Source organism: Priestia filamentosa, assembly GCF_900177535.1.
Classification (GTDB): domain Bacteria; phylum Bacillota; class Bacilli; order Bacillales; family Bacillaceae_H; genus Bacillus_I; species Bacillus_I filamentosa.
In genome coordinates, this window is the sequence record NZ_FXAJ01000001.1 from 1225836 (window position 1) to 1239824 (window position 13989).

Annotated in this window: 15 protein-coding genes; 13 read left to right on the forward strand and 2 right to left on the reverse strand. The window is 36.5% G+C overall.

Features of this window, described 5'->3' with window-relative positions; genetic code table 11:
- The first annotated feature begins 31 nt into the window (after positions 1-31).
- A complete protein-coding gene (locus B9N79_RS06305) occupies positions 32-439 on the forward strand; it encodes a carboxymuconolactone decarboxylase family protein (protein WP_040056382.1) in 408 nt (135 codons plus the stop codon).
- 31 nt (positions 440-470) lie between these two features.
- Here the strand turns inward: B9N79_RS06305 and B9N79_RS06310 are convergent, their stop codons facing one another.
- On the reverse strand, positions 471-1352 hold the full coding sequence (locus B9N79_RS06310; RefSeq protein WP_040056381.1) for a 5'-3' exonuclease: 882 nt from the start codon (positions 1350-1352) through the stop codon (positions 471-473).
- Positions 1353-1660: 308 nt separating this feature from the next.
- Here B9N79_RS06310 and B9N79_RS06315 point away from each other — a divergent pair, with 308 nt between their 5' ends.
- The 5 genes from B9N79_RS06315 to B9N79_RS06335 are packed head-to-tail and all read left to right on the forward strand — an operon-like array spanning position 1661 to position 5354.
- Positions 1661-2299: a biotin/lipoyl-containing protein gene (locus B9N79_RS06315; protein WP_040056380.1), complete on the forward strand. Its 639-nt coding sequence runs from the start codon at positions 1661-1663 to the stop codon at positions 2297-2299.
- A gap of 43 nt (positions 2300-2342) precedes the next feature.
- Positions 2343-3956, forward strand: coding sequence for a DHA2 family efflux MFS transporter permease subunit (locus tag B9N79_RS06320; RefSeq protein WP_040056379.1), 1614 nt, complete (start codon positions 2343-2345; stop codon positions 3954-3956).
- Between the two features lie 32 nt (positions 3957-3988).
- Positions 3989-4522: an NAD(P)H-dependent oxidoreductase gene (locus B9N79_RS06325; RefSeq protein WP_026009551.1), complete on the forward strand. Its 534-nt coding sequence runs from the start codon at positions 3989-3991 to the stop codon at positions 4520-4522.
- Between the two features lie 8 nt (positions 4523-4530).
- Positions 4531-4896 (forward strand): hypothetical protein, encoded by a 366-nt coding sequence (locus tag B9N79_RS06330; protein WP_040056378.1) that lies wholly within the window; start codon positions 4531-4533, stop codon positions 4894-4896.
- A 23-nt stretch (positions 4897-4919) separates the two neighbouring features.
- Positions 4920-5354 carry a MarR family winged helix-turn-helix transcriptional regulator gene (locus B9N79_RS06335; protein WP_019392344.1) on the forward strand — a complete coding sequence of 145 codons (435 nt, stop codon included), beginning with the start codon at positions 4920-4922 and terminating at the stop codon, positions 5352-5354.
- A gap of 32 nt (positions 5355-5386) precedes the next feature.
- Here B9N79_RS06335 and B9N79_RS06340 read toward each other — a convergent pair whose 3' ends face one another.
- Positions 5387-5866, reverse strand: coding sequence for a hypothetical protein (locus B9N79_RS06340; RefSeq protein ID WP_046217646.1), 480 nt, complete (start codon positions 5864-5866; stop codon positions 5387-5389).
- 218 nt (positions 5867-6084) lie between these two features.
- Here B9N79_RS06340 and B9N79_RS06345 point away from each other — a divergent pair, with 218 nt between their 5' ends.
- The 7 genes from B9N79_RS06345 to B9N79_RS06375 all read left to right on the forward strand — a co-directional run bounded on the left by B9N79_RS06345 (position 6085) and on the right by B9N79_RS06375 (position 13989).
- Entirely contained in the window at positions 6085-7608 is a 1524-nt protein-coding gene (locus tag B9N79_RS06345) for a 3-hydroxybutyrate oligomer hydrolase family protein (protein WP_082864739.1), read from the forward strand.
- A 276-nt stretch (positions 7609-7884) separates the two neighbouring features.
- Positions 7885-8652: a hypothetical protein gene (locus B9N79_RS06350; RefSeq protein WP_040056376.1), complete on the forward strand. Its 768-nt coding sequence runs from the start codon at positions 7885-7887 to the stop codon at positions 8650-8652.
- A 136-nt stretch (positions 8653-8788) separates the two neighbouring features.
- On the forward strand, positions 8789-9313 hold the full coding sequence (locus B9N79_RS06355; protein ID WP_040056375.1) for a PadR family transcriptional regulator: 525 nt from the start codon (positions 8789-8791) through the stop codon (positions 9311-9313).
- Entirely contained in the window at positions 9310-10923 is a 1614-nt protein-coding gene (locus tag B9N79_RS06360) for an MFS transporter (protein WP_085117983.1), read from the forward strand. The genes B9N79_RS06355 and B9N79_RS06360 overlap by 4 nt, the downstream gene beginning before the upstream one ends.
- 257 nt (positions 10924-11180) lie before the next feature.
- A complete protein-coding gene (locus B9N79_RS06365; protein ID WP_085117985.1) occupies positions 11181-12251 on the forward strand; it encodes an ABC transporter ATP-binding protein in 1071 nt (356 codons plus the stop codon).
- Positions 12251-13174 carry a carbohydrate ABC transporter permease gene (locus B9N79_RS06370; protein ID WP_085117988.1) on the forward strand — a complete coding sequence of 308 codons (924 nt, stop codon included), beginning with the start codon at positions 12251-12253 and terminating at the stop codon, positions 13172-13174. The genes B9N79_RS06365 and B9N79_RS06370 overlap by 1 nt, the downstream gene beginning before the upstream one ends.
- Positions 13171-13989 (forward strand): carbohydrate ABC transporter permease, encoded by an 819-nt coding sequence (locus B9N79_RS06375; RefSeq protein ID WP_046217642.1) that lies wholly within the window; start codon positions 13171-13173, stop codon positions 13987-13989. The genes B9N79_RS06370 and B9N79_RS06375 overlap by 4 nt, the downstream gene beginning before the upstream one ends.

Sequence of the window (13989 nt, forward strand, 5' to 3'; positions counted from 1 at the left end):
ATTTACTTGAAAACAGGAAGGAAGAGAAACGATGACAACAATATCCCTATCATTAAATGGAGAAACTTCATTTCAAAAGCTTTTAGGACATAATAAAGAAGTAATGAAAAAGTGGAGTGAACTAGGGGAAGTACTTGAAAATACCATGTCTCTTTCAAAAGATTTAAAGGAACATGTGCGAACAGCACTTGCCCATGGAAACGGCTGTCTTTATTGCAAAGCTAAAAGAGAACCAGCAAAAGATATCCAGGATGAAAAAACGATAAAGGCACTTGGATTTGTGAGCGTTTTTTTAAGAGTAGGGAGCGCTATACCGAAGGGAACTTTTGAAGTATTAAAAGAAACATTTAATGAAAAAGAAATAAGCGAACTTTGCGCTTTTGTCTGTTTTACAACCGCTTCTCAATATTTTGGTGAAATGATGGATTTACGTCCATAATATAAAAGCTCCCCTTATACAGGGGAGCTTTTTAAAAAGAAGCGAAAATACCTACCTTATTCATTTCTTTATATACAAGTGTTTCATTAAGATCAAGAGAAAGGGTATTAAAATCAAATGCTTGAAGTTCAGGAATAGAACAGAGAATTTGAGCTAGTTCTTTACTCACAAGAGTTGTTTCCCTTCCTTCTAAAAGCTTCTTCTTATATCGATTAAACTTCTTATCGAGCGTTTCCACATTCTCATAAAGGCCGTCAATAGACCCATAAAGTTGGATAAGAGGAAGAGCCGCTTTTTCGCCAACACCACGGCAACCTGGAATATTATCACTTTTATCGCCAAGCAGTGCTTTAACATCTACCCATTGAGAAGGTGAAATACCGTATTCTGTTTGAAAATCGTCCATTGTAAAAACACTATCGCCACGTTTTCCTGCGACAATTTGAGCTACATCTTCATTTAATAGCTGAAATAAATCCTTATCATTGCTATAAATGTAACACTTTCCTTCCTCTTGAACAGTCCATGAAAGAGAGAGAGAGCCAATAAGGTCATCTGCCTCATATGGAGCAAGAGACATCTGTTTAATTGAGAGAGCATCTAATATTTTTTGACATGTTTCGTATTGCTCAATAAGAGGAGGAGGAAGTTCATTACGAGTTGCTTTGTAAAAATCATATTTTACTCGGCGATCCGTCTCATTTCTTTTTACATCCCAAGCAACTAACGCATGTGTTACGTCATATTGTCTAAAAAGCTGAAATAGCTTTCGAAAAAATACATTTAAAGCATTAATATAGGTGCCGTCGATATTTTTTGTAAGATCTTCTTCATCTCGTCCATATGCTGTAGCAAAGTAACCGCGACTAAGTAAATTGAAGCCGTCAATTAACAGCAGCGTATTTTTCTTCATTATAGTAAGCTCCTTTTGAGTTATTCCTGCTCTATTATAGAAGAAAAGGAAGAGGAAAGAAAAGGGAGATTTCATTGAAAAAATAACCAAAAAAAATATGAGGAAAAATTGTTGCCTTTATATATATTCGTATGGTAAGATTCCATATGTAAATTAACTTTATAGAAAAGTAATTATCGTAGTGAATATACAATTTTATGTAGTAAAAAAGTAGCTCTCTTAAAACAAGAGCTTATTCTACGGTTTTTATTTAATAAAGTTAAATATAAATTTAATTAATTATTTTAAGAGAAGAAAGGAGCAAGATTATGTCAAGAGGTCGTTTAGTTTTAATCAACATCATTGGTATCATCGTTATTTTAGCATTAGTTGGAGGCGGCGGGTATTACTACTACCAAAACGCTAACTACATTAAAACAGAAAATGCACAAGTTATGGGAGATGTGAAAAGCATCACTGCTCCACAATCAGGAAAATTAGCAGATTGGTCTGTTGAAGAAGGCGAAGATGTTTCAAAAGACAACGCAGTTGCTAATGTAAATACAGGAGAGGGCAGCGTAGATGTAACAGCTCCTGAAGATGGAAAAATTGTTAAAAAAGATGTTTTAAATAATGAAGTAGTGCAACAAGGTCAAGCAGTTGCTGAAGTAGTGGATATGACTCAACTTTATGTAACAGCTAACATTGAAGAAGATAAGCTAAAAGATATTGAAAAAGGTGACGATGTAGAAGTTACTGTTGATGGTGACGAAGGTACAACAATTGATGGGAAAGTAGAAGAAGTAGGTACTGCAACAAACTCTCTTTTCTCTTTAATGCCAAGTACAAATACCGACGGTAACTATACAAAAGTAACACACACAATTCCAGTTAAAATTTCAATCTCTAACTACTCTGAGAATGTTTTACCAGGAATGAATGCACAAGTAAAAATTAATAAAAACTAATTGAAATAAGTAATTCTTTTAAAAAGGGAAAGGAGGAAATTTAATGGCTTCATCTGTTAACGAAAATTCAGGTTCAAAAGGCTCTGGCCAGGGCGCTCTTCTTGGTATCGTTATGCTCGGTTTGTTCTTGGCTATTTTGAACCAAACGCTATTAAATGTAGCCTTGCCCCATTTAATCAATGAATTTGGCGTAACAGCAAGCAGTGCACAGTGGCTTTTAACAGGTTATATGCTCGTCAACGGAGCTCTTATTCCACTGTCTGCTTTCTTAATTGAACGTTTTGGAGTTCGTAAACTGTTCCTATTTGCGATGTTTGTATTTACCCTTGGATCGCTTATTTGCGGAATTGCGACAACGTTCCCAGTTATGCTTGCTGGTCGTTTAGTTCAAGCCGTTGGTGGCGGTGTACTTGCCCCACTTGTTATGGCAATTATTGTTCAGATTTTCCCGCCGGAAATGCGCGGAAAAGGAATGGGGATTTTTGGTCTTGCGATGATGTTCGCACCTGCCGTTGGTCCAACTTTATCAGGTTGGATTGTAGAAAATTATGATTGGCATCTTTTATTTGAAGGAATGGTTCCACTAGGTGTAATCGTATTTGTTTTTGCTTACTTCAAATTAAGAGATATCCAAGAAGGCAAAAAAATCAAGGTTGACGTTTTTGGAGCAACAACTTCTTTACTAGGTATGGGATTCCTTCTTTACGGATTTAGTGAAGCAGGTCAAGATGGATGGACAGATCCTATTGTTCTTTCAACAATGATTATCGGAGTTATTCTACTTGCGATGTTTGTAATTCAACAGCTGCGTTCACCACATCCAATGCTAGACATGCGTGTGTTTAAATTTAATATTTTCACACTATCAAGTGTTATTAATATCGCACTTACAATTAGCATGTATGCTGGTATGTACTTAGTGCCAATTTACTTACAAAATATTCGTGGGTATACGCCACTTGATTCTGGTTTATTACTACTACCAGGAGCGATTGTAATGCTTATTATGTCGCCGATTTCTGGGATTTTATTTGATAAGATCGGTCCAAGACCGCTTGGTATCGTTGGGATGATTATCACTGTAATTACAACATACCAATTCACACAGCTTACGTTAACAACATCATATGCTCATTTGTTAATTGTATATATGTGCCGTATGTTCGGAATGTCACTTCTTATGATGCCGATCATGACAGCAGGTTTAAACCAGTTGCCATCTCGTCTGAACAACCATGGTTCATCAATGTCAAATACGCTACGTCAAGTTAGTGGATCAATTGGAATTAGTCTTGTTACAACGATTTTTACAAATCGTACAACGTTCCATTTAGGCGCTTTAACTGAGAATATGAATACATCAAACACTGGTTTTATGCAAAGCTTTCATGAGCTAACAGTCAAAATTGCTTCAGCTATGCATTTGCCAATGGAGCAAGCACAACAAACAGCTGTAAAACAAGTGTATGCTAACGCAAGTGAGCACGCTACTGTAATGGGCATTAACGATGCTTTCTTCTGGGCAACAGGAATTGCTTTTATTGGTTTGATTTTGAGCTTTTTCTTACGTGATGTTCGTAAAGGTTCACAGCCAAAAGAAGCAATTGAACCTGTACAAGAAGAAACCAAAATGCTTCCAGCTCCGAAAACTTCTTAATAATTTAAAGGGAAAAAGGGGGAGAAATGGTTATGAAGATTTGTATTGTTTATGATAGCGAAGGCGGACATACTGAAGAGCTTGCACAATCAATTGCTGAAGGAGCTCGTATGGTACAAGGTGGAGAAGTTTTTCTCCGCTCTGTTCATGAGGCAAATGTAAGAGAACTTCCAGAAATGGACGCAATTATCTGGGGATGTCCAGGTCACTTTGGAACAATTAGTTCAGGCTTAAAAGCTTGGATTGATAAGCTTGGATATCTTTGGGCAGAAGGAAAATTGATTAATAAAGTTGGGGCTGTATTTTGTACAACAGCGACAACACATGGTGGACTTGAAGCTACGATGCTTAATTTAATTACACCAATGCTTCATCAAGGTATGATTATTACAGGTCTCACTGGAAATATCCCAGAAAATGCCCTTTACGGTTCTTACTACGGTGTAGGCATTACTTGTCCTGTTGAAAGCAATGGCCTTCTTTCTGAAGAGGACAAACAGCTAGGAATGGCACTAGGAAAACGCGTTGCAGGAGTAACAGCTAAATTCAAAGGTCAGCAACTGTAGGTGATTATATGTTAACAATTATAATCATTGCGGTTATTGCTGTTGTACTTATTGCACTTATTGTTTCTGTGAATATTAGAAGTCTTTCTCGTTCAAATGAGAAAAAAACAGTGAAAACACAGCCTTCCGAGGAAAAGACACAACAACCAACAGAAACGAAGAAAAGCGAAAAGCCTGCTGTTGAAAAACGTGAAGAGCCAAGAGTTGTAAAAAGAAATTCAAACGAAATGAACGATAATGCGTATCGCCAAGCGCTAAAGAACATGAGTGATAAAGAAAAGAAACCAGCGTCTTCATCATCATCATCTAATGAAATGAACGACGATGCTTTTCGAAAAGCACTTAAATCTATGAACAAAAAAGATCATGAATAGCGATGGAGAAGGGATGAGACAGGATGGCTAACGGAGAAACGATTAATAAAGCCCACAAAACGATGATGAGTATTACAAAGAAAATCAGGTTAGCGGCTAAGCATAATCTTCATCCTTATAACATCACGCCCCTTCAGTTTCAAACGTTGTTTTTACTTGACTGTGAACGTTCTCTCTACGTGAAAGAACTTGTTACAGAGCTTAATATTAAGCCAAGCGCTGCAACTCTTATTGTGGATCGACTTAGTGAACAAGAACTTGTGCATCGCTATCATGATAAGAAAGATCGCCGCATGGTTAAGGTAGAACTTGCTACAAAAGGACGTGCGCTTGTGCGAGAAGTAAAAGGAAAGCATTTAGAAATGCTAACGGCCTATTTCGCTGTTCTAGCGCCAAAAGAGCAAGAAACGTTGGTGGATTTGCTCGGCAAATTAGAGAAGAATATCCCTGTCGCTTAAAAAAAAACGCGTGCCTATCGGCGCGCGTTTTTTTATATAGATACTTCCTTTATAGGTTCTGCGCTTTTTTCATCATCAGGTTCTTCTATTCTTCTTAGAATTTCATCTTTTATAAAGGGAAGCGAACTCCCTATTAGAAGGAGGATAGCCGGAAGAAAGGTCAAGCTGAATGAGAATATAAGAGAGATCAGTGCACAAGAAGCGATTGAAATGGAATATGCTTTAATCTGAATAGGAGACAGAATCAACAAAACCATCGTAATGCTTGCAATAAGACAAAGGTAGCTCCCAGAAAGTCCACTATACTGCCCTGTTGCTTGAAGATTGACTAGTAAAAGGCCGATGTAAAAAAGGAGAAAACCACCTACGCTGTTTAAGATAAAGCTTTCTTTCTTTATATGATATCCACGTTTTTTTTGAAGCAAGACTCCGACTGTGAGTAAAAGAGAAAGACAGAAGGCAAAAGGAATAAAGGTAAGGAAACTATACAGAACGCTAATAACTTCAAGCAATAAAAAAACTCCTTTCTTGCATTGTTTATTAAATATATGTGAAAAACAAAAAGAAAAGTACCTTGTTTTTACTAGTTTCTTGTCTTGTTCTTTTCCCCTTTTTTTTGTTTTTTAAGCTTTTTTTCATAGGACAAAAAGAGCAGGACTTTACAGAAAGAACAAGAATATAAAAGGTACGTAAGTTGGGAGAAAGCGTTTTCTTAAAAAGGAGGAGTACAGTGAAAAAAAAGCTTTTAAAATGGGGAATAGCTCTTTTAGCTTTAAGCTTTGTCACGGTAGGAGGAGGAAAGAAAACAGAGGGGGCATTCTCGCCTGTTGTGAAAGGGGCTCATGGTGTAGAAGTTACTGTATTTGATGGGAAAGAAGGAAGATTTCTTACAACAGTAAATAGTGAGCAGTATCAAAAAGCTGCACTTTTTGGAAACGAAAGCTTAATTCCTTATAAATGGGGAAGCAAAGCAGACAATACGGGATGGTATAACTACTATAAGCCCCAAAAGATAACGGGAAGGGAGATAAGTGGGAACTTTGACGATTCAAAATTTATCATCCGGGTGCCAGATAAATGGAATGGAAAACTGGTTGTTTCTGCTTCACCAGCTACACGAAATGAAACAAGTACAGATTTGTTGTTTAGCGACTATATGTTAGGAAAAGGCTACGCTTATGCAGTAACAGATAAAGGAACACAGGGGGAGATTGGTCCTAATGATGCTCTTGCCAAAGTGAAAAATGCGCTTATTTCCGAGGAAGACAGCATAAAAGAATGGAATGAGCGATTTCGACAGCTAACGAAAGCTGCACAAACCTATTTAGTGAACAACCATGCTTCATCCCTGATTAAAAAAGGAGATAAATCAAATAGCGCGAGTAAGCTTATTACAAAAGACCATAAAGTTCCAACATATGCTATTGGAATTTCTAACAGTGGCTATGTTGTTCGCTACGCCCTTGAGCATGACGGAGTAAAATACAGCGGAGAGCCACCTTTATATGATGGTGGGGTAGATTGGGAAGGTGTTCTTTGGCAAAGTAATAACGATAATTTAATTACTTCTCTTACAGATGTTGTAAATAATGCTGAGCCTGCTCTATATGGAGAAGGGAAGGAAAAGCAAAAAGCAATAAAAAAAATGTATAAAGCAGGATTACCAAAAGGATCTGAAGAACTCTGGCCTTATCATGATTTAGCGTACTGGTTTGTTACGCTAAATATATACCGAGATGAATTCGATCCTAACGCTCCAAAAAAACTAACATGGGAAGATTATTTAACGATCATAAACGGAGTACGTGATCGCTCAAATGACCGTATTTTTAAAAATTATAACTACTTCAAGCGTCCTAAACAAGTAAGAGAAAACGTGGCTCAGATTGAGAATACAGGAAACATCCAGGCGCCTCTTATTAGCATAGCTGGATCGCTTGATGCTCTCATTCCACCAAGCATTCATGCAAATCCGTATGAAAAGCTCGTAAAGAAAAATAAAAAGGACCATATACATCGCCTTTATACGATTGAAAATGGCAATCACGTTGATAGTCTTGTTTGGGATCCAAGTGCTGATTCAAAAAAGAAGCTTCAGCCACTCCTTCCTTATGCCCATCAGTCATTTGATTTATTAGTTAATTGGGTAGAGAAAGGGACGCCACCACCATCAAGCGGCACAATTCAGGCACCTACAAACCCTCTTCATGTAAGAGATATTGTAACAGGTAAAGAAAAAGATCCTTCTATGTAAATAAAGCTAGGAGCAAACAGTCTTGTTTTGTTAAAAGCAAGGCTGTTTGTGTTTTGTGGGAGATTGATGAAAGTGTATGCCTTTAATAAGGTGAGATAGGAGCTGAAACTTTCAAAAAAATTTGAAATACGATACAATGAAAATAAGTCTTATTACAGAAGATTTCAAAAATACTCCAGCGGATGCTAGGAGATTTATTTTTACAAGATTATAGTGTTCAAGTGGTATAAAAATAATTCAGCAACTAAATATTATGATGAGAAAGGAGAGGTGTTTATGAAACAAGTATCCTTTTCGCTGTTGCCTAGACAAGCAGGAACGTATAAATCACTTGTTGATTCGTCTATGCAGTCTAAAATTTTGCGGAATTATATTTTACATGAATATCAATTGCCAGAGCAGCTTAGCATTATTAATGAAGGAGATAAGAAAGGATTAAAACTTGAGAAATTTTTATTTGATGAACCTACAAATATAAGACTAAATGAACTTGTAAAATATGTTCGAAAAAACGGTTATATTGCAAATAGATCTTCTCTTATGAGACATATTTTATCCCAGCTTATCACAAACTTAAAGAAAAACAGCACCATTCCTCCAAAAGAAAGAGCTGTGCGCCCACTTAACTTTTATTTTAAAAAAGGGACAAAAGAAGTACTGGAGCAATTCGTATCTTTTCGCAATCGGAATGCCGTTATTGAGCGATTTATCCTTGAGGACTACAAGCCAAGTGATGTGAAACACCTTCTTGATAAACCAAAAGAACTAGAACAAATGAGAATAAGTGTAGATAGGACAGCAATTGAAAAGCTTGATGAATTTGTTGAAAACATCGCACAAAAAGGTGTTACAAGAACTGCTCTTATGCGAGACGTCGTTGAAAATATTATTGCTAAATTGTCAAACACAGATACACGGAAGCTTATTGCAGAAGCCCGTTTGCAAAATGCTCTTTTTGAATATGAACAAGCATTTGGGAAAGATGTGCTAAGAGACCAACTCTACAAATATGTCACATATGATGAATCAGACCCTGTGCATTAAAGGCTAACAAAAAGGAACTTATAAAGAAAAAGTAAAAGGAATGATTTTAAAATCATTCCTTTTTTTGTATAAAGAGATTGATTTTCATATTAACAATGTTAATATTAATATTGTTAATATGAAAGGGGAACTGTTGATGAATATTAAACATGTTATACTAGGATTCTTACTGGAGGAGCCGATGAGCGGATATGATTTAAAAGGGAAGATAGAAAACTCTGTCTCCTATTTTTTTGATGCTTCCTTTGGGGCTATCTATCCAGCACTCAAGCGTCTTGAAAAAGAACAGCTTATTTACAAACAAATTATTCAACAAGATGGAAAGCCTAATAAAAATCTATTTGCGATAACTGAACAAGGAAGAGAAGAGTTTTTAAATTATATAGAAAGTCCGCTTCATCCAACTCTTATTCGTTCAGATTTGCTTATTCGCATCTTTTTTGGAAGGCATACGAGCAGGGAAAAGTTAATAGAGTGGCTCTTAGTAGAAAAACAGAGAGCAAGCAAACAAGCTGAACATCTAACAAGTTTGAATGAAAAATATCCTAAAATGGAACGTTATCGAAAAATTACGCTTCTCTACGGAATTGATGAAGCACTATTTACGTTAGAGTGGATTAACAGGGAACTAGCTTCTTTAGAAAAAGAGGAAGAGAGATGAGAGGAAAACGGATTGTATTTATCATGTGTATTGGAATGTTTCTATGCATGTTAGATTCTACTATTATGAACATTACGCTGCCAGCCATCCAACATGATTTAGGCACAACGCTTGAACAAAGCTCATGGATGTTGAATATCTATACGATGACAATTGCTGTATTAGCTATTCCACTTACTCGCTATGCTACAATGGTGGGGAAGAACAAAGTATATATAGGAGGGCTACTTTTATTTGGACTTGGTTCCTTACTATGTGGATTTTCCTCAAGCGGTACATTTTTAGTTTTTTCTCGCTTTGTTCAAAGCCTAGGAGCCGCTGCTCTTATTCCCTTAAGTCTTGTTATTAGTATAAGTGCTCTTCCTAATACAAAACGTGCTTTTGCGTTAACGCTGTTAGGAGCTACGCAAGGCCTTTCCACAGCTCTTGGCCCTTCAATAGGAGGAGCTATTACAGAATTACTAAGCTGGCACTGGGTTTTTTATATAAATATTCCTCTCTGTTTAATAGGAGTGCTCGCATGTCTACGTTTTCTAAACGTAAAGAATGAAGAGAAAGTAAAAGCAAAAATGGATGGTGGTGGCCTTCTTTTTTCGACCGTTTTTTTATTTTCTGTGTCACTCGTGCTCATTAAAGGAAATGAGTGGGGCTGGAATAGCGGCTATGCATGGAGCTGTTATATCTTAAGTTTTCTATCTTTCCTTTTCTTTATTTTCATAGAAAAGAGAGTGAAAAGCCCAATGATTGATTTCTCACTTTTTAAAGATCGACTTTTTCTCGGTTCTATTTTTACAGCTTCAACAGGTTACCTTTTTTTAATAGGTGTTATGGTTCTTTTACCTCAGTTTCTGACACGCTTTCAAGGGAAAAGCGAGCTTGAAGCAGCTTTTCTTGTAACACCTGTTTCAGCAGCTATCTTTCTTTTTTCTCAATTTGCAGCTCTTCTGGTGAAAAAAATAGGATTTATTATTCCTGTTGTCATTGGTTTTTGTACGATGGGGGTTGCATATTATTTACTATCAAAACTGACTGTTGAAAGTACATCGCAACAAATTGTAACGTTGTGTATTCTACTTGGAATAGGATTTAGTTTTCTTATTGCGACTTCTACAATTGCAAGTACGTCTAACTTTGAAGGAGAGTTGTTAGCTTCTTCGCAAAGTGTCTTCTCAATGCTTCGCGGTGTTGGGACTGTGCTTGCTGTAGCTATCTTTGTTGGTTCTTTAACAGCACAAATGAACACCGAAAAACAGAAAGTTGTAAATTATGCACAAGGAGTACTTGAAAAATCAAACTTGATTCAAAATAAAGAAGAATTGCTACAGTTAACAAGTAACGTAATCGATGCAAACAACGAGATGATGCAAGAAGAAATTATTAAAAGTTCCATACATAGTAAGTTTGGGAATCAAAATGAAGAAGAAAATGTTCAAGAAGCTCTTGCTGTGAAAAGGGAGCTACAAAATTACGTTGCTAATGTTTCCAAAGAAGCAAAATATAAAATGGGAGAAAGCTTCGGCAATTTATATAAAACGGCATTTCCTTTTCTTTTCCTCTGTGCTTTTCTTGGCCTTTCTTTACGCTTTCCCTTTATCAAAAGAAGAATTTAATAACAGAAACCTCCTCCGGGAAACAGAGGAGGTTTTTTCTTTCTCTTTTTTCTTCTTCCTTTAACAAAATCTACAACATCTATTAAAACTAGCTTAATATATCAACGATATAGTAAAGACCATAGAAGGATTCTGGTAGAAGTTAGCTAAAAATACCTCTTTTTACTAATGGCTTTTTCTTATAAGTAAAATATGGTAAAAATCACTGTTCGGCTAGTGTTGGAACGCTTGGAATAGAAGTTAGAGGAGGATGTAAGTTGATTACATTAAATGAAATTTCAAAAGTGTATGCTAACTCACAGAAGAGGGCAGTAAATACGGTTTCTGCAACAATTGAAAAAGGAGAATTTTTCGTTCTTGTCGGTCCATCAGGTTGTGGAAAGAGTACGCTTCTTCGCATGTTAGCGGGTCTTGAAGACATTACAGATGGAACGATGTACATAAAAGGAGAGTGTGCGAACTCTTTGCCACCTAAAGATCGTCATCTCTCAATGGTATTTCAGAATTATGCTCTTTATCCTCATTTAACTGTAGGAGAAAATATTGTTTTTGGACTCAAAGTCCGAAAAGTCAAAAAGGATGAGCGAGAAAAAAGATTGAAAGAAGCTGCAGAAATGGTTGGATTAATAGAATACTTAAAGGTAAAGCCAGGGCAGCTTTCAGGTGGACAGCGTCAGCGTGTTGCCTTAGCTCGAGCTATCGTCAGCCAAACGCCTATTTGTCTTATGGATGAACCACTTTCTAACCTTGATGCTAAGCTTAGGGGGCAAATGAGAATTGAAATTAGAGAAATTCAACGGCGGCTTGGTATTACGATGATTTACGTTACACATGACCAAATTGAAGCAATGACAATGGGAGATAGAATCATGGTTTTAAACAATGGAGAAGTTCAGCAAATTGGAACGCCACTTTGTATTTATAATGAGCCCGAAAATGAATTTGTTGCTTCTTTCATTGGGTCACCCTCCATGAATATCGGAAAAGGAACTTTTATAGATAACGGGGTAGAAATAGGAGATCTCCATATTCCTTTTTATAGTAATAAGAGAGGGGGAGTAAAAGTAGGAATTCGCCCTGAACATATTCAACTAGATGAGAATGGGCAAGAAGTTACCATTCATTCTGTTGAGGTATTAGGTTACGAATCAATTATTAATTTTTATATGGGAGAGTCCGTTTGGAAAGCAAAAGTTTCTTCCCAAGTGATGTTAGGAAAAGGGGACAAAATAAAAATTGGTTTCCCTTTAAATAAACTTTATTACTTTGATGCAGAAACTTCAGAACGCATTCTTATACAAGAAATGAAGGAAATGGTGGGCGTGTAATGGAACTTGCTAGAGATATAGATCAAGAACCAAAGTCTAACAAGACGTCAGTGAGAAAATCTGATTTAAAAGTAGGGCTTCTTTTTCTTGCTCCCTCTATTTTGCTGTTTTCTGTTTTTCTTTTTTATCCGCTTGTAAGAACCGTCTACTATAGCTTTCATATTACAGATATAACAGGAGAACAAAGCGTTTATGTAGGACTGGAAAATTATCTGTTTTTATTTCAAGACCCCGTCTTCTATGAGAGTTTGAAAGCTACTTTCTTATTTGTACTCTATACTGTGCCAACAAGCATTGTAGCAGCTCTTTTTCTTGCACTTCTCTCAAATGAAAAACTAAAAGGAATTGGTTTTTTTAGAGTGATTTTCTCCTCTACGATGGGCATATCAGCAGCGGCAAGTGCTGTTATTTGGCTGTTTTTATTTCATCCAAGCGTTGGCTTTTTTAACAACGTATTAAATTCACTAAACTTACCTGTTGTTCAGTGGCTTATCAATCCAGATTGGGCGCTTTTGTCTGTGTCTATCACAACAATATGGATGAACCTTGGGTTTTCATTTTTAATTTTACTAGGTGGTCTGCAAAATATTGATCAAACATTATATGAAAGTGCAGCTATTGATGGGGCTGGGTATTTTACTAGACTATGGCGCATTACTCTTCCATCCCTTTCCCCGACGCTCTTTTTCATTACAACCATTACGCTTATTAACGCATTTCAAAGCTTTGGGCAAATTGATATTTTAACAGGAGGAGGGCCAAATGATGCGACAAACTTACTTGTCTATTCCATTTATAAAGAAGCCTTTGTTAACTATCACTTTGGAACAGCAAGTGCACAGGCCATCGTACTTTTTGTCTTCATCTTCGTTCTTACCATTTTACAGTTCAAATTTGCTGAACGAAAGGTGCATTATCAATGAGAGAGAAAAGGAGCAAGAAATTTATTTTTTATACACTATTAATTATTAGTGCTCTCGTTATCTTCTTTCCAATCTTCTATGCTGTTTCTGTGAGCTTTATGAGTGAGGGAGATGTAAGAGCGAGAAAATTGTGGCCGTCAAATTTTACATTTTCTAACTATAGAAGTGCTTTTGAACAAATGCCTCTTCTTCATTACCTAAAAAATAGTTTTATTGTTTCATCAGTTGTGATGATTGGTCAGCTTGTTTTATCAAGTCTAGCAGCTTATACATTTGCTTTTTTGCAGTTTAAAGGAAGAAATGTACTATTTTTTATCTTTATTTCTACAATGCTCATTCCTTGGGAAGCTACGATGATTCCGAACTTTCTTATGGTTCAAGGTCTTGGTTGGACGAACTCTTATGTTGGCTTAACTATTCCTTTTTTCGCAACAGCTTTTGGCATCTTTTTATTAAGGCAGCATTTTCTTACTGTTCCGTATGAACTTCGGGAGGCATCTTTGATTGAAGGATTGGGACACTTTGGTTTTTTAACGAAAGTCGTTGTGCCGTACTGTAAAACAAGTTTTATTACGCTTGGTGTATACAGTTTTCTTACAACATGGAACATGTATCTTTGGCCACTTCTTGTCACAAGCGATGATAGTGCAAGAACGGTTCAAATTGGAATGAAGCAGCTTCGCTCTCAAGAAGTTGCAACAGATTGGGGAGGTGTTATGGCAGGGGCTACGATTATTGTAATTCCAACGTTAATACTTTTGTTTTTAGGACAAAAACAGCTACAGCAAGGATTAACAAAAGGAGCTATTAAATAA